The sequence below is a fragment of the Streptomyces katrae genome, assembly GCF_000717655.1.
GTDB classification, from domain to species: domain Bacteria; phylum Actinomycetota; class Actinomycetes; order Streptomycetales; family Streptomycetaceae; genus Streptomyces; species Streptomyces katrae_B.
In genome coordinates this window covers 37,353-61,762 of record NZ_JNZY01000017.1, presented here as the reverse complement: position 1 = coordinate 61,762, position 24,410 = coordinate 37,353, and the positions used below count along the sequence as shown (strand labels likewise).

22 protein-coding genes and 1 pseudogene are annotated in these 24,410 nt (G+C 72.2%); 17 read left to right on the top strand and 6 right to left on the bottom strand.

Features of this window, described 5'->3' with window-relative positions:
- Positions 1-114 precede the first annotated feature (114 nt).
- From IF09_RS0121425 to IF09_RS0121405, 5 genes are all read left to right on the top strand, one after another.
- Positions 115-1,350: a sensor histidine kinase gene (locus IF09_RS0121425; protein WP_037635624.1), complete on the top strand. Its 1,236-nt coding sequence runs from the start codon at positions 115-117 to the stop codon at positions 1,348-1,350.
- 972 nt (positions 1,351-2,322) lie between these two features.
- Complete coding sequence (locus IF09_RS0121420; protein WP_030298098.1) at positions 2,323-3,615, top strand: sensor histidine kinase; 1,293 nt, start codon at positions 2,323-2,325, stop codon at positions 3,613-3,615.
- A 174-nt stretch (positions 3,616-3,789) separates the two neighbouring features.
- Positions 3,790-4,461, top strand: a complete 672-nt coding sequence (locus tag IF09_RS0121415) for a response regulator transcription factor (RefSeq protein ID WP_106975108.1) — start codon at positions 3,790-3,792, stop codon at positions 4,459-4,461.
- Between the two features lie 284 nt (positions 4,462-4,745).
- A complete protein-coding gene (locus tag IF09_RS0121410; RefSeq protein WP_030298095.1) occupies positions 4,746-6,689 on the top strand; it encodes a 2-oxoacid:acceptor oxidoreductase subunit alpha in 1,944 nt (647 codons plus the stop codon).
- Entirely contained in the window at positions 6,682-7,749 is a 1,068-nt protein-coding gene (locus IF09_RS0121405) for a 2-oxoacid:ferredoxin oxidoreductase subunit beta (RefSeq protein WP_030298093.1), read from the top strand. The genes IF09_RS0121410 and IF09_RS0121405 overlap by 8 nt, the downstream gene beginning before the upstream one ends.
- 41 nt (positions 7,750-7,790) lie before the next feature.
- Here IF09_RS0121405 and IF09_RS0121400 read toward each other — a convergent pair whose 3' ends face one another.
- Positions 7,791-8,153: a winged helix-turn-helix transcriptional regulator gene (locus IF09_RS0121400; protein ID WP_030298092.1), complete on the bottom strand. Its 363-nt coding sequence runs from the start codon at positions 8,151-8,153 to the stop codon at positions 7,791-7,793.
- Between the two features lie 125 nt (positions 8,154-8,278).
- Here IF09_RS0121400 and IF09_RS0121395 point away from each other — a divergent pair, with 125 nt between their 5' ends.
- The 3 genes from IF09_RS0121395 to IF09_RS0121385 all read left to right on the top strand — a co-directional run bounded on the left by IF09_RS0121395 (position 8,279) and on the right by IF09_RS0121385 (position 11,747).
- Entirely contained in the window at positions 8,279-9,133 is an 855-nt protein-coding gene (locus IF09_RS0121395) for an SDR family oxidoreductase (protein ID WP_030298091.1), read from the top strand.
- A 124-nt stretch (positions 9,134-9,257) separates the two neighbouring features.
- Positions 9,258-10,208: an EamA family transporter RarD gene (gene rarD / locus IF09_RS0121390; RefSeq protein ID WP_030298089.1), complete on the top strand. Its 951-nt coding sequence runs from the start codon at positions 9,258-9,260 to the stop codon at positions 10,206-10,208.
- 222 nt (positions 10,209-10,430) lie between these two features.
- Positions 10,431-11,747, top strand: coding sequence for a M28 family metallopeptidase (locus IF09_RS0121385; protein WP_030298083.1), 1,317 nt, complete (start codon positions 10,431-10,433; stop codon positions 11,745-11,747).
- Positions 11,748-11,771: 24 nt separating this feature from the next.
- Here the strand turns inward: IF09_RS0121385 and IF09_RS0121380 are convergent, their stop codons facing one another.
- From IF09_RS0121380 to IF09_RS0121365, 4 genes are all read right to left on the bottom strand, one after another.
- A complete protein-coding gene (locus tag IF09_RS0121380) occupies positions 11,772-12,191 on the bottom strand; it encodes a hypothetical protein (RefSeq protein ID WP_234321106.1) in 420 nt (139 codons plus the stop codon).
- On the bottom strand, positions 12,188-12,391 hold the full coding sequence (locus IF09_RS0121375) for a ribbon-helix-helix domain-containing protein (protein WP_225884906.1): 204 nt from the start codon (positions 12,389-12,391) through the stop codon (positions 12,188-12,190). The genes IF09_RS0121380 and IF09_RS0121375 overlap by 4 nt, the downstream gene beginning before the upstream one ends.
- Positions 12,392-12,496: 105 nt before the next feature.
- The gene (locus IF09_RS0121370) at positions 12,497-13,723 is read right to left on the bottom strand and encodes a LolA family protein (protein WP_030298080.1); all 1,227 of its coding nucleotides are present in this window, start codon (positions 13,721-13,723) and stop codon (positions 12,497-12,499) included.
- 178 nt (positions 13,724-13,901) lie between these two features.
- Entirely contained in the window at positions 13,902-14,912 is a 1,011-nt protein-coding gene (locus IF09_RS0121365) for a polyprenyl synthetase family protein (RefSeq protein WP_030298078.1), read from the bottom strand.
- A 317-nt stretch (positions 14,913-15,229) separates the two neighbouring features.
- On the opposite strand from IF09_RS0121365, the pseudogene IF09_RS0121360 reads away from it, so the two are divergent.
- From IF09_RS0121360 to IF09_RS0121350, 3 genes and pseudogenes are all read left to right on the top strand, one after another.
- A pseudogene (locus tag IF09_RS0121360) lies at positions 15,230-15,652 on the top strand (MFS transporter); the annotation flags it as partial.
- A gap of 47 nt (positions 15,653-15,699) precedes the next feature.
- Complete coding sequence (locus tag IF09_RS48505; RefSeq protein ID WP_418953067.1) at positions 15,700-15,831, top strand: hypothetical protein; 132 nt, start codon at positions 15,700-15,702, stop codon at positions 15,829-15,831.
- Positions 15,832-15,852: 21 nt separating this feature from the next.
- Positions 15,853-17,850, top strand: a complete 1,998-nt coding sequence (locus IF09_RS0121350; protein ID WP_030298074.1) for a CocE/NonD family hydrolase — start codon at positions 15,853-15,855, stop codon at positions 17,848-17,850.
- A 136-nt stretch (positions 17,851-17,986) separates the two neighbouring features.
- On the opposite strand, the gene IF09_RS0121345 is transcribed toward IF09_RS0121350, so the two are convergent.
- Complete coding sequence (locus IF09_RS0121345; protein ID WP_030298072.1) at positions 17,987-18,808, bottom strand: Cof-type HAD-IIB family hydrolase; 822 nt, start codon at positions 18,806-18,808, stop codon at positions 17,987-17,989.
- 141 nt (positions 18,809-18,949) lie between these two features.
- Here IF09_RS0121345 and fahA point away from each other — a divergent pair, with 141 nt between their 5' ends.
- The 6 genes from fahA (at position 18,950) to IF09_RS0121315 (ending at position 24,387) form a co-directional block, all read left to right on the top strand.
- A complete protein-coding gene (fahA, locus tag IF09_RS0121340; protein ID WP_030298066.1) occupies positions 18,950-20,173 on the top strand; it encodes a fumarylacetoacetase in 1,224 nt (407 codons plus the stop codon).
- 151 nt (positions 20,174-20,324) lie between these two features.
- On the top strand, positions 20,325-21,095 hold the full coding sequence (locus IF09_RS0121335; protein WP_199920461.1) for a GntR family transcriptional regulator: 771 nt from the start codon (positions 20,325-20,327) through the stop codon (positions 21,093-21,095).
- 36 nt (positions 21,096-21,131) lie between these two features.
- A complete protein-coding gene (locus IF09_RS0121330) occupies positions 21,132-21,359 on the top strand; it encodes a 4Fe-4S dicluster domain-containing protein (protein ID WP_030298062.1) in 228 nt (75 codons plus the stop codon).
- Between the two features lie 14 nt (positions 21,360-21,373).
- Entirely contained in the window at positions 21,374-22,726 is a 1,353-nt protein-coding gene (locus tag IF09_RS0121325) for an ABC transporter substrate-binding protein (RefSeq protein ID WP_030298060.1), read from the top strand.
- The gene (locus IF09_RS0121320; protein ID WP_030298058.1) at positions 22,723-23,562 is read left to right on the top strand and encodes an ABC transporter permease; all 840 of its coding nucleotides are present in this window, start codon (positions 22,723-22,725) and stop codon (positions 23,560-23,562) included. Before IF09_RS0121325 ends, IF09_RS0121320 begins: the two co-directional genes overlap by 4 nt.
- A 66-nt stretch (positions 23,563-23,628) precedes the next feature.
- Positions 23,629-24,387, top strand: coding sequence for an ABC transporter ATP-binding protein (locus IF09_RS0121315; protein ID WP_030298056.1), 759 nt, complete (start codon positions 23,629-23,631; stop codon positions 24,385-24,387).
- Positions 24,388-24,410: the final 23 nt, after the last annotated feature.

Genomic DNA, 24,410 nt, shown 5'->3' with positions numbered 1-24,410 from the left:
TCTGGTACGGACGGGAGTCTAGGGCCTGGTTCACACAGGGTGGGGTTATCCCCCGTTTACTGCGGCCCGGCTGCCCCATGGCACCCGCGGGGCGATATTGGCAGGCTGAGGCGCATGACCGCGCCCATTCAAGTCTCCCACCAGGTTCCCGACAACGACCGGCCTCCTCCCGTACGCCCGGCTCTGGGGGCCGTGGCGTGGAAGGAGACCGTCCATCTGTTGAGCAATCTTCCGCTCGCACTCGTCGGGTTCGTCTACACCGTGACCATGGTGGCGACCGCGGGCGGGCTGTCCGTGACCGCGATCGGTCTTCCGCTGCTCGCGGCGGGTCTGCTCGTGTCTCGCCAGCTGGGACGGCTGGAGCGGGCGCGGGCGCGCGCGCTGCTCGGCGTACGGGTGGAGGAGCCGAGTCCGCTGCCGGGGCCGCGGCGGGCCGGCGGGTTCTTCCCCTGGCTGTGGGCGGGCGTGAAGGACCCGGTGGCCTGGCGGACCGTGCTGTACGAGCTGGTGCGGCTGCCGTGGGGGGTGCTGACCTTCGCGGTGGCACTGGCCGGGCTGCTGGTGCTGTGGCCGGTGCTGCCGTACGTGACGCGCTGGCTGACGAACGTGGACCGGCTGATGGTACGAGGGCTGCTCTCGCCCTCGGACGAGCTGGAGCGGCGCATCGCGGAGCTGGAGTCCGACAGGGGGGTGGTCGTCGACACGGCGGCGGCCGACCTGCGGCGCATCGAGCGGGATCTGCACGACGGCGCGCAGGCGCGGCTGGTGGCGCTGGCGATGGGGCTGGGCCTGGCCAAGGAGAAGCTGCTGGAGGATCCCGAGGGGGCGGCGGCGATGGTGGACGAGGCGCACGGGGAAGTGAAGCTGGCGCTGCAGGAGCTGCGGGATCTGGCGCGGGGGATCCACCCGGCGGTGCTGACCGACCGGGGGCTGGATGCGGCGCTGTCGTCGGTGGCTTCGCGGTGCGTGGTGCCGGTGAAGGTGGCGGTGGATCTGCCGGAGCGGCCTGCGGCCGCGATCGAGGGGATCGCGTACTTCACGGTGTCGGAGCTGCTGCAGAACGTGAGCAAGCATGCGGGGGCGCGGGGCGCGAGTGTGGAGGTGTGGCGGACGGCCGCCGCGGGTGGCCGAGCCGCCGGGGGCGTCGGGGCCGCCGGGGCCGCCGCCGGGGCGCGGCTTTTGATCCGGGTCTCGGATGACGGGCGGGGCGGGGCCGATGCGGTGGGGGGGTCGGGGTTGGCGGGGCTGGCGGAGCGGCTGCGGGCCGTGGACGGGGTGTTCGTCGTCGACTCCCCCGAGGGGGAGGGGACGGTGGTGACGGCGGAGTTGCCGTGGCGCGGGCGCGGTTGATGCCGGGGCTTGGGGCTGGGCTGCGGGCCGTGTGATCGGGACCCCCGTCCGGGGTGGGGCGGGGGTGCCGTCGTCCGGCCGTGCCCGTGCCCGTGTCCGGCGGAGGGTGGCCGGGCCCTGCGGGGCTGTCCCCTACCCGCCCTTCCACCGTTCCCCGGGGCTGCGCCCCAGACCCCGGAAAGCCCCGGGGTCTCCGCCCCCGAACCCCCGCACCTCAAACGCCGGCGGGGCTGGGAGTGAGGCGGGCGGGGACTGGGGGCTCTGCGCCCCAGACCCCGGGAAAGACCGGGGGCTGCGCCCCCGCACCCCCCGCATCTCAAGCGCCGGCAGGGCTGGGAGCGGGACGGGCGAGGCCTGGGGCGGCGGGCAGGGCGTGGGGCGGGCGGGGGCTGCCCCCGGTCCGGGCGCCCGCGCCTCAAAACGCTGGCAAGGCCGGGCGGGGCCTGGGACGGCAGGGCGCGGGCAGGGCGGAGGCTGGCCCCCGGTCCGGGCACCCGCGCCTCAAAACGTCGGCAGGGCAGGGAGTGGGCCGGGCGCAGCCTGGGACGGCAGGGCAGGGAGCGGGGCGGGCGCAGCCTGGGGGCGGCAGGGCAGCGTGGGGCGGGCGGGGGCTGGCCCCCGGTCCGGGCGCCCGCGGCTCAAAACGCCGGCGGGGCTGGGGTAGGCCGGGCGCGGCCTGGGGTGGGCCGGGCGCGGCCTGGGCTGGACCCGGTCCGGGCGCCCGCGGCTCAAAACGCCGGCAGGGCCTGGGACGGCAGGGCAGGGCGTGGGGCGGGGGTGGCCTCGGCGGGGGCGGTAGTGGGGGCCGGCCTTCGGCTCGGGGCCTGCGTCTCAAGCGCCGGCGGGGCTGGAGATCGGGGTGGTGGGGTTATCCCCCCTGTCGGGACGCCTACCTGCCCGATGGATCGGGGGGCCGGGTGGGCGCGAGGGTGGGGGTGGGTTGTCGGGCAGGCGAAAGGGTGGGTCGGGATCATGCGGATCAGTGGGGTGCTGCGGGCTCCGGTCGAGGGGCGGACGTGGCGGGAGTTCGGGTACCTGATGCTCGGACTGCCGCTGAGCTTGCTGTACTTCTCGCTCGCGATCACCGGCGTCAGCATCGGCGCCGGGCTGCTCGTCACCTTCCTCGGGGTCCCGGTCCTCGCCGGTGTGCTCGCCATGTGCCGCGGGTTCGGGAGGGTCGAGCGGGCCCGGGTGCGCGGCATGCTCGGGGTCGACATCGCGGAGCCCGCGCCCGTCCGGGCCGAGAAGCGGGGTCCGCTCGCCGCCATGGGCGCGATGCTCAAGAGCGGCAGCGCCTGGCGGCACGCGCTGTACTCGGTGATCCACCTCCCGTGGGCGATCTTCGCCTTCACCCTGGCACTGGTGTTCTGGGCGTACGGATGGGCCTTCCTGCTGTACCCGGTCTGGTTCTGGGTCTTCCCGGCCTACACCGACCAGCCGGGCCTGCAGCTGTTCCAGAACGGCGACTACAGCTTCTACCTCGACTCCCCCGCCGAGATCGCCCTCAGCTGCCTGCTCGGGCTCGGGTTCACCCTGGTCACGCCCTGGGTGGTGCGGGCCCTGACCACCGTCGACCGCGTGCTCGTCGGCGGGCTGCTCGGGCCGTCGCGCCTCGACCACCGCGTCACGGAGCTCGAATCGGACCGCGGGGTCGTGATCGACACCGCCGCCGCCGACCTGCGGCGCATCGAGCGGGACCTGCACGACGGCGCGCAGGCCCGCCTGGTGGCGCTGGCCATGGACCTGGGGCTGGCCAAGGAGAAGCTCGCCGAGGACCCCCGCGCCGCCGCCCGGATGGTGGACGAGGCGCACGGCGAGGTGAAGATCGCGCTCCAGGAGCTGCGCGACCTGGCCCGCGGGATCCACCCGGCCGTGCTGACCGACCGCGGCCTGGACGCGGCCCTGTCCTCCGTGGCCTCCCGGTGCGCGGTGCCGGTGCGGGTCTGCGTGGATCTGCCGGACCGGCCGGCCTCCGCCGTCGAGGGGATCGCGTACTTCACCGTCTCGGAGCTGCTGCAGAACATCAGCAAGCATTCCGGGGCCCGTACCGCGGGGGTGGACGTGTGGAAGTCCGGGGACCGGCTGCTGATCCAGGTCGCGGACGACGGGCGCGGCGGCGCGGGCACCGAGGGCACCGAGGGCACCGGCACCGGGCTGGCGGGGCTCGCCGAGCGGCTGGACGCCGTGGACGGGGTGCTGGTCGTGGATTCGCCGGCCGGCAGCGGCACCACCGTCACCGCCGAGCTCCCCTGGCGTACCAGGTAGATCCCGGACACCCCGGGTGGATCCCGGACCAACCTCCCCGGCTCCACGGCTCCACGGCTTCGGTTTCCCGCGGCCACGCGTTGATCCGGTCTCGCCTACATCCGTCCTCGAGGCTGGGATGCTTGGCTGGGTCAGGGACATCGGGGAACGTGTGAGCGCGGGAGCTGCTGGATCGTGGAAGACAGGGTACGGGTGGTCATCGCCGAGGATTCAGTGCTGCTGCGTGAGGGCCTGACCCGGCTGCTGACCGACCGGGGGCATGACGTCGTAGCGGGCGTCGGGGACGCGGAAGCCCTGATCAAGACGGTGGCGGAGCTGGCGGCCGAGGACGCGTTGCCGGACGTGGTGGTGGCCGACGTACGGATGCCGCCGACGCACACCGACGAAGGCGTACGGGCCGCCGTACGGCTGCGCCGGGAGCATCCCGGGGTCGGCGTGCTCGTGCTGTCCCAGTACGTGGAAGAGCAGTACGCCACCGAACTGCTGGCCGGTTCGAGTACCGGAGTGGGGTACCTCCTCAAGGACCGCGTGGCCGACGTACGGGAATTCCTGGACGCCGTCGTACGCGTGGCCGGGGGCGGGACCGCCCTGGACCCGGAGGTGGTCGCCCAGCTGCTCGGGCGCAGCCGGAAGCAGGACGTGCTGGCGGGGCTGACCCCGCGCGAGCGCGAGGTGCTGGGCCTGATGGCCGAGGGCCGGACCAATTCGGCGGTGGCCAAGCAGCTCGTGGTCAGCGACGGAGCGGTGGAGAAGCACGTCAGCAACATCTTCATGAAGCTCGGGCTGTCCCCGAGCGACGGGGACCACCGGCGAGTCCTGGCCGTCCTCACCTACCTGCGGTCTTGATCGGACACCCCTGATCGAAATGCGGGGCATTGATCAAAACCTTGATCAACTGACACGCTATCAGGTACGGCGGTACCGCACCTGGCCGCAGGGAGCTCGCACTATTTCTGCACGGCACGCAATCTCGGAATCTCTCGGAATTCCGCGGAATCCCGCGGAATTCTCTCGACAGACCGCCGCAGACGACGGTCCAGAATACGAGCGTCCCCCGAGGAGGCCACTCCTACCGAAGTAGGGTTGACCTTGGGAGCGGGAACGCCAAGCCTCGAAGGAGGTCCAGTTCAGTGACCAGCCAGGTCAGTAGCCCAGCCGAACAGGCCGACGGGGCCGAAGGGGCTGTAGTCGGCGAACAACGGACACCCCCGGGCCCGAGCGGCAAGGAAGTACGCCGCCTCGACCGGGTGATCATCCGGTTCGCAGGTGACTCGGGTGACGGTATGCAGCTCACCGGCGACCGGTTCACCTCGGAGACGGCTTCCTTCGGGAACGACCTCTCCACGCTGCCGAACTTCCCGGCCGAAATCCGCGCCCCCGCCGGCACGCTGCCGGGCGTCTCCTCGTTCCAGCTGCATTTCGCCGATCACGACATCCTGACGCCGGGCGACGCCCCGAACGTACTGGTGGCGATGAATCCGGCGGCGCTGAAGGCGAACATCGGGGACGTCCCGCGCGGCGCCGAGATCATCATCAACACCGATGAATTCACGAAGCGCCCGATGGCCAAGGTGGGCTACGAGACGTCACCGCTGGAAGACGGCTCGCTGGGCGCCTACAACATCCACCCGGTGCCGCTGACGACCCTCACGGTCGAGGCCCTGAAGGACTTCGGGCTCTCGCGCAAGGAGGCCGAGCGCAGCAAGAACATGTTCGCGCTGGGCCTGCTGTCCTGGATGTACCACCGGCCCACCGAGGGCACGGAGAACTTCCTGCGGCAGAAGTTCGCGAAGAAGCCCGACATCGCCGAGGCGAACGTGGCCGCCTTCCGGGCGGGCTGGAACTTCGGCGAGACCACGGAGGACTTCGCGGTCTCCTACGAGGTCGCCCCGGCGACCCGGGCCTTCCCGACCGGCACGTACCGCAACATCTCCGGGAACCTGGCCCTCGCCTACGGGCTGATCGCGGCGGGCCGGCAGGCCGACCTGCCGCTCTACCTGGGCTCGTACCCGATCACCCCGGCCTCGGACATCCTGCACGAGCTGAGCAAGCACAAGAACTTCGGCGTGCGGACGTTCCAGGCCGAGGACGAGATCGCCGGCATCGGCGCGGCGCTCGGCGCGGCCTTCGGCGGCGCCCTCGGCGTGACCACCACCTCCGGCCCCGGAGTCGCGCTCAAGTCCGAGACGATCGGGCTCGCGGTCTCGCTCGAGCTGCCGCTGCTGATCGTGGACATCCAGCGCGGCGGCCCCTCCACGGGCCTGCCGACCAAGACCGAGCAGGCGGACCTGCTCCAGGCCATGTACGGGCGCAACGGCGAGGCCCCGGTCCCGATCGTGGCCCCGAAGACCCCGGCGGACTGCTTCGACGCGGCCCTGGACGCGGCGCGGATCGCGCTGACGTACCGGACGCCGGTGTTCCTGCTCTCCGACGGGTACCTCGCGAACGGCTCCGAGCCCTGGCGGATCCCGGACATCGCGGACCTCCCGGACCTGAAGACGCCCTTCGCGACGGGCCCCAACCAGGAGCTCGCGGACGGCACCGAGGTCTTCTGGCCGTACAAGCGCGACCCGCAGACGCTGGCCCGCCCGTGGGCGGTCCCCGGGACGCCCGGTCTGGAGCACCGGATCGGCGGCATCGAGAAGCAGGACGGTACGGGCAACATCTCGTACGACCCGGCCAACCACGACTTCATGGTCCGCACCCGCCAGGCCAAGATCGACGGTATCGAGGTCCCCGACCTGGAGGTCGACGACCCCGACCGGGCCCGCACCCTCGTCATCGGCTGGGGCTCGACCTACGGGCCGATCACCGCCGCCGTCCGCCGCCTGCGCTCCGCCGGGACCCCGGTCGCACAGGCCCACCTGCGCCATCTCAACCCCTTCCCGAGGAATCTCGGGGAGGTCCTGAAGCGTTACGACAAGGTAGTGGTTCCGGAGATGAACCTCGGGCAGCTCGCCACCCTGATCCGGGCGAAGTACCTGGTGGACGCCCAGTCGTACAACCAGGTCAACGGAATGCCGTTCAAGGCTGAGCAGCTCGCGAAGGTTCTCGAGGAGGCCATCAATGACTGAGGTGACCGACGCCCCCCACCTGCTCTCGCTGGTCCCCAAGGCCGAGGCCAAGCAGTCCATGAAGGACTTCAAGTCGGACCAGGAGGTCCGCTGGTGCCCCGGCTGCGGCGACTACGCGGTGCTCGCAGCCGTCCAGGGCTTCATGCCCGAGCTCGGACTGGCGAAGGAGAACATCGTCTTCGTCTCCGGGATCGGCTGCTCCTCCCGCTTCCCGTACTACATGAACACGTACGGGATGCACTCCATCCACGGCCGCGCCCCGGCGATCGCCACCGGCCTGGCCACCTCGCGCCGCGACCTGTCGGTGTGGGTGGTCACGGGTGACGGCGACGCGCTGTCCATCGGCGGAAACCACCTGATCCACGCGCTGCGCCGCAACGTCAACCTCAAGATCCTGCTCTTCAACAACCGGATCTACGGGCTGACCAAGGGCCAGTACTCGCCGACCTCCGAGGTCGGCAAGATCACGAAGTCCACTCCGATGGGCTCGCTGGACGCGCCCTTCAACCCGGTGTCCCTGGCGCTCGGCGCCGAGGCCTCCTTCGTGGCCCGGACCGTCGACTCCGACCGCAAGCACCTCACCGAGGTGCTGCGGGCGGCCGCGGACCACCAGGGCACCGCACTGGTGGAGATCTACCAGAACTGCAACATCTTCAACGACGGCGCCTTCGAGGTCCTGAAGGACAGCACGCAGGCGCAGGAGGCGGTGATCCGGCTGGAGCACGGGCAGCCGATCCGCTTCGGCGTCGACGGGCACAAGGGCGTCGTGCGCAACCAGGCCACCGGGGAGCTGGAGGTCGTCGCGGTGACCCCGGAGAACGAGTCCCGGATCCTGGTCCACGACGCGCACACCGCCGGCTCGACCACCGCGTTCGCGCTGTCCCGGCTGGCGGACCCCGACACCCTGCACCAGACGCCCATCGGGGTGTTCCGCAGCGTGGAGCGGCCGGTCTACGACACGCTGATGGCCGAGCAGCTCGACACGGCGATCGACAACAAGGGCAAGGGCGACCTCAGCACCCTGCTCGCCGGCAACGACACGTGGACGGTCGTCGGCTGATCCCTGCGGCCGGCACGTCCTTACGACAGCCCGGAGCTCCCTCAGGAGCTCCGGGCTTCGTCGTACGCGGCGCGCGCCGCCTGGACGTCGGCCGTGCGCCGCTCGGTCCAGCGGGCGAGGGCCCACACCTGCTCGGCGGCCTCGCGCCCCAGCTCGGTGAGCGAGTAGTCCACCCGGGGCGGGATCACCGGCTTGGCGTCGCGGAGCAGGAATCCGTCGCGCTCCAGCGTCTGCAGGGTCTGGGCCAGCATCTTCTCGCTGACGCCGCCCACCTCCCGGCGCAGTTCGCTGAACCGGTACGAGCGCTCGACGAGGGCGGCCAGGACCAGCACGCCCCAGCGGCTGGTGACGTGCTCCAGCACTCCGCGGGACGGGCACATCGGGGCCTTCACGCTTACCTTCATACCAGTACCTTACTTTGAAGTGGGTACTTTCAAAAGGTTAGCGCTACCTTTTAGGGTGGTGTCGTACCGCGCAGCAGGACAGGCCCCCACGCGGTGACACCACCCCAACGCAAGGAGCGCACACCATGAGCATCGTCGTCACCGGAGCCACCGGAGCCCTCGGCCGTCTGGTCGTCGAGGAGCTGCTGAACCGGGTCCCCGCCGAGCGCGTCGCCGTCGTCGTCCGCAGCAAGGAGAAGGCCGCCGACCTGGCCGGGCGCGGCGTCGAGGTGCGCGTCGCGGACTACGACGCCCCCGAGACCCTGGCCGCCGCGTTCCGCTCCGGCGACCGCGTCCTGCTGATCTCCGGCAACGAGGTCGGCCGCCGGGTTCCGCAGCACACCGCGGTGATCGGGGCCGCGCAGGCCGCCGGCGTCGCCCAGCTCGCGTACACCGGGGTCCTCGGCGGCCCCGAGGCCGACTTCGACCTGGCCGCCGAGCACAAGGTCACCGAGCAGGCGATCCTCGACTCCGGCCTCCCGTACACCTTCCTGCGCAACGGCTGGTACCACGAGAACTACACGCACCACCTCGCCGCCGTCCTGGAGCACGGCGCGGTCGTGGGCAGCGCGGGCGAGGGCCGGATCGCCTCCGCCGCGCGGGCGGACTACGCGGCCGCGGCGGCCGCCGTACTGACCGGCGAGGGCCACCTGAACCAGGTGTACGAGCTTTCCGGCGACACCGCGTGGAGCCTGGCGGAGTACGCGGCCGAGATCGCGGCGCAGTCCGGCAAGGAGGTCGCGTACACCGAGGTCCCGGCCGACGCGCACCTGTCGATCCTGACCGGCGCCGGGGTTCCCGAGGGCTTCGCGGCGATCCTCGTCGACGTGGACGCGGCGATCTCCCGCGGCCGGCTGGCCCACACCGGCGGGGACCTGTCCCGGCTCATCGGCCGCCCGACGACCCCGGTGGCCCACGCGATCACCTCCGCCCTGGCCTGAGCCCGGGCCGCCCCGGCCGCACAAGACCTCGGAGGTGTCATGAGTATCTCCCGTAAACGGGCATGACATCCGGCTCGTCCGGCGCTACCTTCGTGAAGTTGGCTGGAATGTGACTGGAGGCCCCGTGAAGGCGGAGAACGAGCAGCGCACGGGTTTGCTCTACGGATTCAGCGCATACGGAATGTGGGGGCTGGTCCCCCTCTTCTGGCCGCTGCTCAAGCCCTCCGGGGCCATCGAGATCCTCGCCCACCGCATGGTGTGGTCACTGGGCGTCGTCGGGATCCTGCTGCTGGCCATGCGCCGTTGGGGCTGGATACGCGAGCTGCTCCGGCAGCCCCGCAAGCTCGGCCTGACCGCGCTGGCCGCCTCGGTGATCTCCGTGAACTGGGGCCTGTACATCTGGGCCGTGAACAACGGCGCGGTCGTCGAGGCCAGCCTCGGCTACTTCATCAACCCGCTCGTCACCATCGCGATCGGCGTGCTGGTCCTCGACGAGCGGCTGCGCCGGGCACAGTGGGCCGCCGTCGGCATCGGCGTCGCCGCGGTGGTCGTGCTCGCCGTCGGATACGGGCGGCCGCCGTGGATCTCCCTGGTACTGGCCTTCTCCTTCGCGGCCTACGGACTGATCAAGAAGAAGCTCAACATGGGCGGGGTCGAGTCGCTCGCCGCCGAGACCGCGCTGCTGTTCCTGCCCGCCCTCGGCTACCTGCTGTGGCTCGGCGCGCAGGGCCGGTCGAGCTTCGCTGCAGAGGGCCTCGGGCACGGGGCGCTGCTCGCCGCGACCGGGCTGGTCACCGCGCTCCCGCTGGTCTGCTTCGGGGCGGCCGCGATCCGGGTCCCGCTGTCCACGCTCGGGCTGCTCCAGTACCTGGCCCCGGTGTTCCAGTTCGGGCTCGGCGTCGTGTACTTCCACGAGGCGATGCCGCCCGAGCGCTGGGCCGGGTTCTCCCTGGTCTGGGCCGCGCTCGCGCTGCTGACCTGGGATGCGCTGCGCACGGCGGGCAAGACCCGGGCCCGGCTCGAGGCCGCCCGTGCGGCCCGGCCGGCGACGGCCCCGGAGCCGGAGCACGCGTAGCACCGCGCAGTACCGGGCGTCCCGCCCACATACCCCCACGATCCCCGCTGCGGAACTCCCGTAGCGGGGATCGTCCGTTTTCCGAACCACCCTGACCGAATCTCGGTCTTGACGGACAGTCACACTTCCACTGAACATCAGGCTCGCACTGACGCACGATCGCTCACTTGCGCCACCCCGCACGTTCCGTTCAATCCCCAACGGAATCCCGGAGTCCCCCACATGAGCCTGTCCGTCTCCCGGCGCCTCGCCGCCGTGACCGCGATCGCGGTCGCCGGCCTGTTCGCCTCCACCGCCCCCGCCGCACTCGCCGCCCCCACGCAGGCCGCCGCGGCGCCGACACCGCCCGACATCCCGGTGGCCAACGTCAAGGCACACCTGGCGCAGCTCCAGTCCATAGCCACCGCCAACGGCGGCAACCGGGCCCACGGCAGGGCCGGCTACAAGGCCTCGATCGACTACGTGAAGGCCAAGCTCGACGCGGCCGGCTTCACCACCACCCTGCAGACCTTCACCAGCAGCGGCGCGACGGGCTACAACCTGATCGCCGACTGGCCGGGCGGCGACCCGAACTCGGTGCTGATGTCCGGCTCGCACCTGGACTCGGTCTCCGCCGGCCCCGGCATCAACGACAACGGGTCCGGCTCGGCCGCCATCCTGGAGACGGCCCTGGCCGTCTCGCGCGCCCAGCTCCAGCCCACCAAGCACCTGCGGTTCGGCTGGTGGGGCGCCGAGGAGCTCGGCATGATCGGGTCGAAGTACTACGTGAACAGCCTGCCGGCCGCCGAGAAGTCGAAGATCTCCGGCTACCTGAACTTCGACATGATCGGCTCGCCGAACCCGGGCTACTTCGTCTACGACGACGACCCGACCATCGAGCAGACCTTCAAGAACTACTACGCGGGCATCGGCGTCGCGACGGAGATCGAGACCGAGGGCGACGGCCGCTCCGACCACGCCCCGTTCAAGAACGCGGGCATCCCGGTCGGCGGCCTGTTCTCCGGCGCCGACTACACCAAGACGGCAGCGCAGGCGCAGAAGTGGGGCGGCACCTCCGGGCAGGCCTTCGACCGCTGCTACCACTCCGCGTGCGACACCACGGCCAACCTCAACGACACCGCCCTGGACCGCAACTCCGACGCCATCGCCTACGCGATCTGGAACCTCGGGGCGGCCACCCCGGTCCCGCCGGGCCCGTCGTTCGAGAACACGGCGGACGTGAACATCCCGGACTCCCCCGGTGCCGCGGTGACCTCGCCGATCACGGTCTCCGGCGTCACGGGCAACGCCCCGGCCACCACCAAGGTCGAGGTGAACATCGTCCACACCTACCGCGGTGACCTGGTGGTCGACCTGGTGGCCCCCGACGGCACCGTCTACAACCTCCACAACCGCAGTGGCGGCAGCGCCGACAACCTCGTCCAGGCGTACACCGTCAACGCCTCGAGCGAGGTGGCGAACGGCGTCTGGAAGCTCCAGGCCAAGGACGTGGCGGCGCAGGACGTCGGCTACATCAACAGCTGGAAGATCACCTTCTAGCGCTCGCCCCGGGGGCGCGCCCGCTCAGGGCGCGTCCTCCGTACGGTCCTGCGGCGGGACCGTCAGCGGCTCCTGTATCAGCGCGCGGAGCTCCTGGGCCACGGCGCCGATGTCCGCGCGGCCCAGTTTGGCCGCTTCCACCAGGTCGCCGAGGTCCTCCGGCGAGGGCAGCTGCTTGGCTCCCGCCACCCGCAGGTACGAGCGGGTGGCGGCGGCCGCGTAGAACTCGTTCATCGGCGATTCCAGCGCCGGGCACACCGCGAGGGTGTGCAGAAACGCGGCGGCCCGCCACGCGGTGTCCGGGGCGGGCTGTTCGGGCACCAGGACGAGGTCGTTCTGGTGCCGGGCGACCGCGGCAGCCACCCCGGAGGGGTCCCACACGGCGGGGTCCGACGGGAGATGGTGGGCCAGAGCGGTCCAGGCCCACTCCATGGTGATCTTCAATTGCCGAACCGCTCCTGGAAGTAGCCCCAGTGGTCGGCGAACTCCTCGATCCCGGAAAGGAAGTTCTTCCGGTCCTCGTCGAGTTCGCGTTCCGTCACCTCGGTGATCAGCGCGGTGACCGTCGTCCCCAGTGCCGCCGCGCGCGCCTTGAGGCGCTCGTGGAACTCTTCGTCCAGGCGGATGGTGACGTGTCTCGACATGCTTTTCACGGTACAGCGGGCCTGCTGTACACAGGGCCGGAACGGCCGAAGGGTGGGCAGGGACACAGTCCCCGCCCACCCTTCGGGCCCACCCCTCAGACGGGGTTACTTGTTGGCGTCGGCCGCCTTCACCAGCGCGTCCTTGGTGACCGCGCCGACGTAGACCTTGCCGTCGTCGGTGATCAGGGCGTTGACCAGGCGGGTCTTGAAGACCCGGCCCTCGCCGAACTTGCCGGTGACCTTGCCCCCGAGGGAGTCGAGGAACTGCTTGGCCTCCTTGGGCGCGTTCTTGTCGTTCTCGATGTCCTTCAGACTCTTGCCGGCGCCCGTGTCGATCCGGGCGATGGTCGACCAGCCCTCGCCGAGCACCTTCGTCTCGCCGCCCTTGCCTCCGTCGAGGCCCGCGCCGCCGGTCAGGGCGTCGAGGCCGGGGAAGGACTCGAGGCCCTTGAACTCCTTGCCGCGCCCGCCCGGGGCGTGGTCGGAGCCCTCGGACACCTTGGCGCCCTTGGGCGCGGTGAACGCGAAGGTGTCGGCGGACGGCTTGGCGAAGTCCACCTTGGTGAACCCGGCGTCCACGATCGGCTTGCCGCCCTCGGCCGCCAGGAGCTGCACCCGCAGCGGCACGCCGTTCTTGGCATCCACCGCGATCTTGACCGAACCGACCGTGGATCCGCCGTGCTTGGGCTTCAGCACCAGCTGGTAGGCGTCCCGGCCGGCCACCTGCGCGGTGTCGCCCACGCTGACGTCCGTGGTCGGGCCGGCGGCCTTCAGGATGTCCTGGGCCAGCTGCTGGGGCGAGGCGCCGCCCCTCCGGTCGGCCGTCTTCTTGTGGTCCTTGCCCTGCTGGTCCTTGCCCTGCGCCGCGCCCTCGGTGTCCTTCTCGTGCCAGACCTCGTTGGCCTTGCTGTCGTACCCCCAGACGTCGGCGCCGTTGTGGATGAGGCTGTACTCGTCCTTGCCGTCCACGAACGTGAGCTTCTGGCGGTCCGGGCCGTCGGCCGCGACGCGCACGGTGTGCGTGCCGTTCGCCAGCTGCGCGATCTTGTCCTCGGGGTTGGCCGAGCCGCCCGCGATGCCCCCGCCGCCGAGCAGGCCGCTCGCCAGGGCCGGCAGACCGAGGTCGGTGCTGATCTTCGCGCTGCCGGACAGCTGCTGCACGTCCGAGGCGGCGACCTTCTCGATGAGCTGCTGTGCCGTCACCTTCGGCAGGTCCGGGCTGCCGGAGTTCGCGAAGGCCGGGACCATCGCCACGGTCGCGGCGGCCACACCCGCCACCGCGACCGGTACGGCGTACCGGGCGGCCTTGCGGGTCTTTGCGTTCGTTGCCATGTCTGCCCTACCTCTTCGTCACCCGTTCTGGTGTGTCTCCATCTGACCAAAGGGGCGGGGGCCGGGGCGTCACTCCCCGGGGCCAACTCCGCGTACGCCCCTGGGATGACACGACGAGGGCCCGGCATCCCCCACCCGTAGGGGATGCCGGGCCCTCGCCCCTGCCGAACGGCCGGTATCAGCCGGCGCGGTGCACCACCGCGTCGCACAGCTCCTCGAGCGCCGACTTCGCGAAGCACTCCGGCAGCGGTGCGAGCGTGGCCCGCGCGTCCTGCGCGTACCGGATGGTGTCGCGGCGGGCCTTCTCCAGCGCGGGGTGCACCCGCAGCCGGGCGAGTACCTCGGCGTGCAGGGCGTCGTCGCTCAGGTCCCCGTCGAGGAGTCCCACGAGTTCCAGGTCGTCGGGGGCGCCGCCCTGGGCCGCCATCTCGCGCAGCCGCAGTACGGGCAGCGTCGGGATCCCCTCGCGCAGGTCCGTCCCCGGGGTCTTGCCGGACTCGTGCGAGTCGGAGGCGATGTCGAGGACGTCGTCGGCGAGCTGGAAGGCGGTGCCGAGGCGCTCGCCGTACTGGGTCAGGATGTCGACGACCGACTCGTCGGCGCCGGACATCAGCGCGCCGAACCGGCCGGAGACCGCGATCAGCGAGCCGGTCTTGCCGGCGATGACGTCGAGGTAGTGGGCGACCGGGTCGCGGCCGTCGCGCGGGCCGGCCGTCTCCAGGATCTGGCCCGTCACCAGCCGCTCGAAGGCCTCGGCCTGGATGCGTACGGCCTCCGGTCCGAGGTCGGCCAGGATGTGCGAGGCGCGGGCGAACAGGAAGTCACCCGTCAGGACGGCCACCGAGTTGCCCCAGCGGGCGTTGGCGCTGGCCACACCGCGGCGCACGTCCGCCTCGTCCATGACGTCGTCGTGGTAGAGCGTGGCCAGGTGGGTGAGCTCGACGACCACCGCGGACGGCACGATCCCGGGCGCATAGGGATCGCCGAACCGCGAGGCGAGCATCACCAGCAGCGGCCGGAACCGCTTGCCGCCGGCCTTGACCAGATGCTGTGCGGCCTCGGTGATGAAGGGGACTTCGCTCTTGGTGGCCTCCAGCAGACCCGCCTCGACGGCGGCCAGTCCGGCCTGGACATCGGTCTCAAGAGCCTGGTCCCGCACGCTCAGTCCGAACGGCCCGACGACGGTCACGAGGGGTACTCCTGTCTGCTGACGATCACGCTGACGATCACCTGGATTGTCGATGTGTCGCTGCCATCACTCAAGCCAGCGTATCCGGTCTGTTTTCGATCACCGAGAGCGCCCGCCATGTCGCCACCCGCGCATCGCCCGATGCGCACCGGTATGTTCTTCAGAAGCCGAAACAACCGGAGAATGCGTTTTGTCCAAAACTGCCACCGCAACAGAGGAGCCGGTCGACCCGCAGGCGGACCAGCCGCCGCCCTCCGGCGACCACGCCTTCCTCCGGCGCCCCCGGGCCTCGCCACGCTGTCCGGACCGGGAGGTCCGGCCACCGGGCCATGGCGGTGCCGACGGCCGCCATGACCTGGACCGGTGTCGGCCTGATCAGCGCGGGCACCGGCCTGCTCAGGCCCGAGGTGGCCGGCATGGCCGGCAAGCTGTACCGGGCGGACGACGACCGGCGCGACGCCGGCTTCGCGCTCTACTCCATGGGCATCGGCATCGGCGCCTTCGCCGGCCCCCTGGGCGCCCGCTGGCTCGGCGAGCGCCAGGGCCGGCACGGGGGCTTCTCCGCCGCCGCCTTCGGCATGACCGCGGGCCTCGTCCAGTACGTACTCGGCCGCCGCCATCTGGCCGGACGAAAGCACTCGGCCGAGTACGCCCTCGCGCCCGACGCGATGCGCCGCACCGTCGCCGGGCTCCTCGCCGCGGGCGCGCTCGCCACCCTTCCGGCCGCCGTCGGGTGGCTGATGCACGGGCCGGTTCGCCGGCCCTCGCCAACGGCATCCGGGCACAGGTGGTGAGGCTGTACGGCCAGGTGTCCACGCCCGTGCACTTCGGCGTCAACGGCGGCGTCGCGGTGGCGGCGGGCCTGGCCGTGACCGCCCTGGCGCCGTGGCCGCGGCGCACGACGCACCCCGTCCACTGAGGCGAACGAGGTGGTTCCCGCATGATCATCCGTACCGAGTTCCCGTATGAGTCGACGCACGAGGACGTCCGGATCCCGATGGCCGACGGCGTGGAGCTGTACGCCCGGATCTGGCGCCCCGTGACGGACGAGCCGGTTCCGGCCCTGCTGGAGTACCTGCCGTACCGGCTGACGGACTGGACCGCCCCGCGGGACCGGCAGCGCCACCCCTGGTACGCGGGCCACGGCTACGCCTCGGTCCGGGTGGACGTCCGGGGCCACGGCTGCAGCGGCGGGAACCCGGGCGACGAGTACGACGCGCGGGAGCTGGCCGACGGGGTCGCGGTGGTGGAGTGGCTGGCGGCCCAGCCGTGGTGCACGGGGTCGGTGGGGATGTTCGGGATCTCGTGGGGCGGGTTCAACTCGCTCCAGATCGCGGCGCTGGCGCCGGAGGCCCTGAAGGCGGTCGTCACGGTCTGCTCGACGGACGACCGGTACGACAACGACGTCCATTACATGGGCGGCTCGGTGCTGGCCGTGGACATGCACGCATGGGCGGCGACCATGCTGGCCTTCGCGGCGCGCCCGCCGGACCCGCTGTTCGTCGGCGACGGCTGGCGCGAGCAGTGGCTGGCCCGGCTGGAAGCCGTCGAACCCCTGATCCACACCTGGCTGGCCCACCAGACGCGGGACGACTACTGGCGCCACGGCAGCGTCCGCGAGGACTACGGGGCGATCGGCGCGGCCGTCCTCGCGGTGGGCGGCTGGCACGACCCGTACCGGGACGCGGTACTGCGGCTGGTCTCCCATCTGCCCGCCGAGCGGGTACGGGGGCTGATCGGCCCGTGGTCGCACCAGTACCCGGACCGGGGCCTGCCGCCGGGACCTGCGATCGGGTTCCTCCAGGAGACCCTGCGGTGGTGGGACCACTGGCTGAAGGGCGCGGACAACGGGGTGATGGACGAGCCCCTGCTGCGGTCCTGGATCTCGGAGTCCCATCCGCCGGCGACCACGTACGAGGTGCTGCCGGGCCGCTGGGTCGGGGACGCCGAGTGGCCCTCCCCCGCCGTCACCCCCGTCACGTACGCGCTCCAGGGCGCGCCCGTGAACGTGGCCTCCCCGCAGCACACGGGGCTGGACGCCGGGCGGTTCTTCCCGTTCGGCAACGCCGCGGACCTGCCGCCGGACCAGCGGGAGGAGGACGCGAAGTCGGCCTGCTTCGAGTTCCCCGTGGGGCGCGAGCCGGTGGAGGTCCTGGGCCGCGCGCAGGTGACGGCCCGGCTGCGGATGGACGTCCCGTACGGGCAGGTGGTGGCCCGGCTGTGCGACGTGGCGCCGGACGGGTCGTCGACGCTGGTGACGCGCGGTGCGCTGAATCTGTCGGCGCGGCTGGGCCGGGAGAAGGCGGTGCCGTGGCCGGTGGGCGCGTACGAGGACGTGGTGTTCGAGCTGAACGGCATCGGGCACCGCTTCGCGGCGGGGCACCGGATCCGGCTCGCGCTGTCCTCGGCGTACTGGCCGTGGATCTGGCCGCGGGCCGGGTCTGAGGCGGGCTGGACGCTGGATCCGGCGGGGAGTGCGGTGGTCCTGCCGGTCAGGGCTGCGGCATCGGAACCGGCTGTGGTGTTCGAGCCGCCCGAGCAGGCGGAACCGCTGGGTGTGATCGTCCCGGCCACGCTGGACGAGCCGCGGCCGGAGCGTTTGGTCGTACGGGACGTCGCGCGCGGGCGGTGGCGGCTGGAGGTGGACCCCCGGTACGGGGGGACGCGGGTGTATCCGGACGGGCTGGAGTACGGGGAGGACGCGGAGGAGGTCTACGAGATCGACTCGGCGGATCCGTTGTCGGCCCGGACCCGGTCGGAGTGGCGGATCCGGTTGCACCGGCCGGAGTCGGGATGGGACGTGCGGGTGGAGACGCGGTCGGAGGTCTCGTGCGACGCGGGTGGTTTCGTGGCGTCGAACGAGGTGGTGTGCCGGGAGGGGGAGGAGGTGGTCTTCCACCGGACGTGGGAGCGGCGGTTGCCGCGGGCGGCGGGTTGACGGCCCTGCCGGGCTCGGCCCCTGCCCGCCCTTCCGCCTCGCCCGGACTCCGTCCGGGAGGGACCCCCGCCCGGGGCTGCGCCCCGGACCCCGCGCCTCGAACGCCGACGGGGACGGTCCGGCCGGCGGGGACGGATCAGTTGGGGTAGAGGCGTTCCAGGACTACCGCGATGCCGTCCTGTTCGTTCGAGAGGGTCAGTTCGTCGGCCACGGCCATCAGTTCGCGGTGGGCGTTGGCCATGGCCACGCCGTGCGCCGCCCACGCGAACATCGGGATGTCGTTCGGCATGTCGCCGAAGGCGATCGTCGACGACGGGCCGACGCCCAGTACCTCCGCGGCCAGCGCCAGCCCGCTCGCCTTGCTGACGCCCGGCGGCTGGAGCTCCACCGTGTGCTCCCCCGCCATCGTCACGTTCACCAGGTCCCCGACCACCGAACGGGCGACCCGCGTCAGCTCGTCGTCGTCCAGCTCCGGGTGCTGGAGCAGCACCTTGTTGATCGGCGCGGCCCACAGGTCGCCGCGCCTGTGCACCCGGACGGTCGGGAGGTGCGGGTGCCACATCCGGTAGCCCGGCCCTATCAGCATCTCGGCGTCCACCCCCTCCTGGTTGACCGCCGCGTACACCTCGCCGATCTCCGCCTCGATCTTCCCGAGCGCCACCTCCGCCAGGTCCCGGTCCAGCGGAACGGAGTGCAGCAGACGCGCGCACGCCGTGTCGTACACCTGCGCGCCCTGCCCGCACACCGCGAGCCCTGTATAGCCGAGGTCGTCCAGGACGTGCCGGACCTGTGGGACGGGGCGCCCGGTGACGATGATGTGCTGGGCGCCGGCGGCGCGCGCCGTCGCGAGCGCCGCGTACGACCGCGCGGAGACGGTGTCTCCGGCGCGCAGCAGGGTCCCGTCCAGGTCAGTGGCGATCAAGGCGTAGGGGAGGGCCGAAAGCGGGGCGGAAGTCACGGCGCAAGGATACGGACCCCTTTGGACAAGTCCTACAAATAGAGCCCGAATCCGGCCTCCCGCAGGCCCCACAGGCCACGTAACGTATCAACCAGCCCACCGGGACACCCCCGGACCGCGTCGAAAGCGAGGCAGTACCCCATGCCCCAGCAGAGCCCCCTCGATGTGCCCGAGGGCGACCCGTTCGGGCCGCACAACCTCCCGTACGGCGTTTTCTCCACCTCCGGGGACACCCGCCGCCGCATCGGTGTGCGCATCGGCGGACACGTGCTCGACGCGGGGGCGGCCGCCGTCGCGCTCGGTTCCCCGTACGCCGCACTGCTCGGGCAGTCCTCACTCAACCCGCTGCTGGCCGCCGGGCGCACCGCCTGGCGCGACGTGCGCCGCGCGCTGACCGCGTGGGTGACCGATCCCGGCCACCGCGTGACGGTCGAGCCGCACCTCGTCCCGCTGGACGCCGTCACCCTGCACCTGCCGTACGAGGTCGCCGACTACGTCGACTTCTACGCGAGCGAGCACCACGCCACCAACGTCGGCAAGATGTTCCGCCCGGACGGGGACGCGCTCACGCCCAACTGGAAGCACCTGCCGATCGGTTACCACGGCCGCTCCGGCACGATCGTGGTCTCCGGCACCGACGTCGTCCGCCCGTCCGGGCAGCGCAAGGCGCCCGCCGACCCGGCGCCCGTCTTCGGCCCGTCCGTCAAGCTCGACATCGAGGCCGAGGTCGGCTTCGTCGTCGGCACCCCGTCCGAGCTGGGCAGCCCGGTGCCGCTGGGCGCCTTCGAGGACCACGTGTTCGGGCTGTTCCTGCTCAACGACTGGTCGGCGCGCGACATCCAGGCCTGGGAGTACGTGCCGCTGGGTCCCTTCCTCGGCAAGTCCTTCGCCACCTCCGTCTCCGCCTGGGTGACCCCGCTGGAGGCCCTGGAGGCGGCCCGGGTCGCCCCGCCGGCCCGCGACTTCCCGCTCCTGCCCTACCTCGACGACGCCGACGCCGACCGGCCCGGCGGCTTCGACCTGCACATCACCGTGTCCATCAACGGGCAGGAGGTCGCGCAGCCGCCGTTCGCGACGATGTACTGGACCGCCGCCCAGCAGCTCGCGCACATGACCGTCAACGGCGCCTCCCTGCGCACCGGTGACGTCTTCGGCTCGGGCACGGTCAGCGGCCCCGCGGTCGGGCAGCGCGGCTCGCTTCTGGAGCTGACGTGGAACGGGCGCGACGCCATCGAGCTCGCCGACGGCAAGCGCACCTTCCTCGAGGACGGCGACACGGTCACCATGACCGCCTGGGCCCCGGGCCCCGAGGGCACCCGCGTGGGCCTCGGCGAGGTCACCGGCCGCATTGTGGGATCCCGCTAGTCCGCCCCTCGGGACGAACAGCCTCACCGGGGTGGCGGATCTTTCCGCCGCCCCGGCGTCGTAGCAGGTCACAGCCCTGCCGCTGAGTGCTCGCGGTGGCGCAACACTGCGGCAACACCACCGGCCGGGGCCCGTCGGTATGTTCCGTGCCATGCCAGCCGAACGCACCCGTGAGCACACCGTCCCGGTCGCCGCCGCGCGTCGGCGGCGACTGCGCGCGGACCAGGCGCGGCAGCTCGCCGACCTGCTGCGCCACCAGATCCTGGCCGGCGGCTACCCCGGCGGGGTCCTCCCCCTGGAGGACGCCCTCGCCGCCGACTACGGAGCCGGCCGCAACACCGTCCGCCAGGCCCTCGACCTGCTGCGCGGCGAGCGGCTCGTCGAACGCCGCCCGGGCGTCGGCACCGTCGTCGTCTGCGAGAAGTACCCCCACGGCCTGGACCGCCTCCAGGGCCTGGCCGAAACCCTGCACGAGCACGGCCGGGTGACCAACGAGGTCCGCACCGTCGGCCCGGTGCGCGCCCCCGCCCCGGTCGCCGGTCGGCTGCGGCTTCCCGAGCACGCCGACGTGCTCTACATCGAGCGGCTGCGGAGCCTGAACGGGCTCCCGCTCTCCCTCGACCTCACGTACGTCCCCCTGGACATCGGAGCCGAACTGCTCGGCTGCGACCTGGAGAACACCGACGTCTTCCGGCTCCTGGAGTCCCTGACCGGGCAGCCCCTCGGCCATGCCGAGATCACCCTCGAAGCCGTCAACGCCGACGCGCACTCCGCCGCCGTCCTGCAGGCACCGCGCGGGGCCGCCGTGCTGATGCTGGAGCGGCTCACCCATCTGGGTGACGGCCGGCCCGTGGACCTGGAGTTCATCCGCTTCCGCGGCGACCGGATCACCATGAGCGGCCTGCTCCGCCGCTCCCTCTGACCCGCCCCCTGCGTACTCACCATCCTGGAGACAGCCATGCCTCTGGTCCCCCAGCGCGGCGACGTGCCCGTGACCATCGACGAGTCCCTGTGCATCGACGGCTGCACCCTCTGCGTCGACATGTGCCCGCTCGACTCCCTCGCGATCCACCAGGACAGCGGCAAGGCGTACATGCACGTGGACGAGTGCTGGTACTGCGGCCCGTGCGCCGCCCGCTGCCCCACGGGCGCGGTGACCGTCAACATGCCGTACCTGCTCCGGTGAAAGGCCCTGTTCCGATGCGCATCCCGCGACTGTCCCTCACCCTCGCCGTACTCCTCGTCCCGCTGGCCAGTGGGTGCGGTGGGGAGGCGTCCGGGGCCGACGGCCCCAAGACCCTGACCGTGACCGTCGGCTACCAGTCCAAGACCATCAACACCGTCACCGCCGGCACCCTGCTGCGCTCCCTCGGCTACTTCGAGCAGGAGCTCGCGGCGCGCGGCAGGAAGGACGGCATCACGTACAAGGTCGACTGGCAGGACTACGCCACGGGCGCGCCGATCACGGCCCAGATGACCGCCGGGAAGATCGACATCGGCTCGATGGGCGACTTTCCGCTCCTGATCAACGCGGCGCGCGGCAAGGAGCTGAAGCAGCCGACCCGCCTCGTGTCCGTGACCGGCTACAACCTGCGCGGCGGCCTCAACACCGTCGTCACCGCGCCGAACGCGAAGTTCGAGTCGCTGGCCGACCTGCGCGGCAAGAAGGTGTCGACCTCGGTCGGCTCCGCCGCGGACGGGACCCTCGTACGGGCCCTGCAACGCGCCGGGATCGATCCTTCGAGCGGTATCCAAAAGCTCAACCAGCAGCCCAGCGTGGGGGCTTCGGCCCTCCAGGCGGGCAGTGCGGACGCGCTGTCGCAGTTCGTGGCCTGGCCGGGGCAGCTCGCGTACGAGGGGAAGGCCAAGGCGCTGTACGACGGCGCCGAGCTGAACCTGCCGACGTTCCACGGTGTCACGGTGCGGCAGGAGTTCGCGGCCGAACGGCCCGGCGTACTGGACGACTTCCTGCGGGCGCAGCGAAAGGCGACCGAGTACCTGCGGACGCGGCCGGTCGCGGCGGCCGAGTCGGTGGCGAAGGAGACCGGGCTGCCGGCGGAGGTCGTGTACCTGTACAACGGCGCGAACGGGATCGCGACCTTCGACCCGGCGCTGCGGCCGGAGCTGCTGGCGGCGCTGAAGGAGGACGTTCCGGTCCTGCGGGACGCGAAGCTGGTGGCCGATGTGGACGTGGAGGGGTTCGTCGATCGGGAGCCGCTGAAGCGGGCGGTTCCGGAGGCGGACTACCCGGTGGCCGGACCCGCCCGGCCCGAGCTGTGGCTGCGGAACGAGCCGGCGACGCGGACGTTCGACACCCCGGCAGCCCTGCTGAAGGCCCTGAAGGACGCGGGCGCGGCCGCGGTCCGGGCGGCGTACGTGCCGGACGCGGTGACCGGGACCCCGTGGTTCGCCGACAAGGCGGTGTGGGTGGCGGAGGGATCCGAACTGCGGGCGTTCGTCACCCCGGCGGGCGCCAGGTCGTACGTCGACCGGCACAGCGGATCCGGGGCGCGCATCGTGGGCTTCGCCGAGGCCGGAGGCATCGCTTCATGACCCCGGGGCGCCGGCTGCTGCGGCTGGCTTCGCTCGGGGCGGCCCTGCTGGCATGGCAGCTGCTGACTTCGCTGGACGTCGAACTCTGGCTCCGGTTCGGCCAGTTCCCGACGGCGACGGAGGTGGCGTCGAAGCTGGCGGAGCGGGCGTCGACCGGCCCGTACTGGCAGGACCTCGTCTCCAGCCTGAGCCGGATCGTGTCGGGCTTCGCGCTGGCGGCGGTGCTGGGGGTGGCGGTGGGCACGGCGATCGCCCGCTCGCGGGTGGCGGCGGACGTGCTGGGTCCGGTCCTGGAGGTGGTCCGCCCGGTCCCGGCGATCGCGCTGGTACCCGTCGCCATCCTGCTCTTCCCCTCCAACGAGCAGGGGATCGTGTTCATCACGTGCGCGGCGGCGTTCTTCCCGGTGCTGGTCTCGACGCGCCACGCGGTGGCGGCGTTGTCACCGGTCTGGGAGGAGGCGGTCCTGACGATGGGCGGGGGCCGGGGCCGAATCCTGCTGTCGGTGATCGTCCCCGGCGCGCTGCCCGGCATCTTCGGCGGCCTGTCGGTCGGCATCGGCGTCGGATGGATCTGCGTGATCTCGGCGGAGATGATCTCGGGCGAGTACGGGGTGGGCTACCGCACCTGGCAGGACTACACGGTGGTGGACTACCCGGGGGTCTTCGTCGGCATGGCCACCATCGGCGCGCTGGGCTGGCTGACCTCGACGGCGGTGGAACGCCTGGGCCGCCGGCTGACCCACTGGCTCCCGCCCCGCCCGCGGCGCCCCGCGGCGGCCGCGGCCCCGGGGGCAGCCCCCCGCCGCCGCCCCTCCGCTGAACCGGCACTCCCCTGACCCGCCGCCGGTGGTTGCCCCTGCGCCACCGGCCACCGGAACCCGACTACGCACAGGAGGCCCCCCGTGTCCGCATCCGCGACGGCGGCGCCAGCCACCACCAGCGCCCCGGAACCCCCCGGCTCCGCCCTCCGCCTCCAGGCCGTCCGGCTCGGCCGGTCCGGCGGCCCGGCCGTCCTCGACCGGCTCGACCTCGACGTCCGGCCCGGCGAGGTGCTGGCCGTCGTAGGGCCCTCCGGATGCGGGAAGTCGACCCTGCTCCGCACCCTGGCCGGGCTGCTGCCCCCGCTGTCCGGCACCGTCACGCAGGACGGAACCCCCGTCACCCGCCCCGACGCCGACCGGGCGCTCGTCTTCCAGGACGACGCCCTGCTGCCTTGGCGCACCGTCCGCGGGAACGTCGAACTGCCCCTCGCCATCCGGCGCGTGCCCCGCGCCGAGCGGCGGCGGACCGCCGGCGAATGGCTGGCCCGCGTCGGCCTCGCGGAGCATGCGCACAGGCTCCCGCACCAGCTCTCCGGCGGCCAGCGCCAGCGCGTCCAGCTGGCCCGCGCCCTCGCCCCGGGCCCCCGCGCCGTCCTCATGGACGAGCCCTTCGGCGCGCTCGACGCCCAGACCCGCGCCGGCATGCAGGACCTCCTGGTCGACGTCCTCGCCGACACCGGCGCGACCGTCGTCTTCGTCACCCACGACGTGGACGAGGCACTGTTCGTCGGCGACCGCATCGCCCTGCTCCACACCAACTCGGTGCTGGACGTGCCGGCCCCGCGCGAGCGGTCCGCCGATCATTCCGCCCTCCGTCGCCGGATCCTCTGCTCCCTCTGACCACCGACCCCGACCCGACCCCG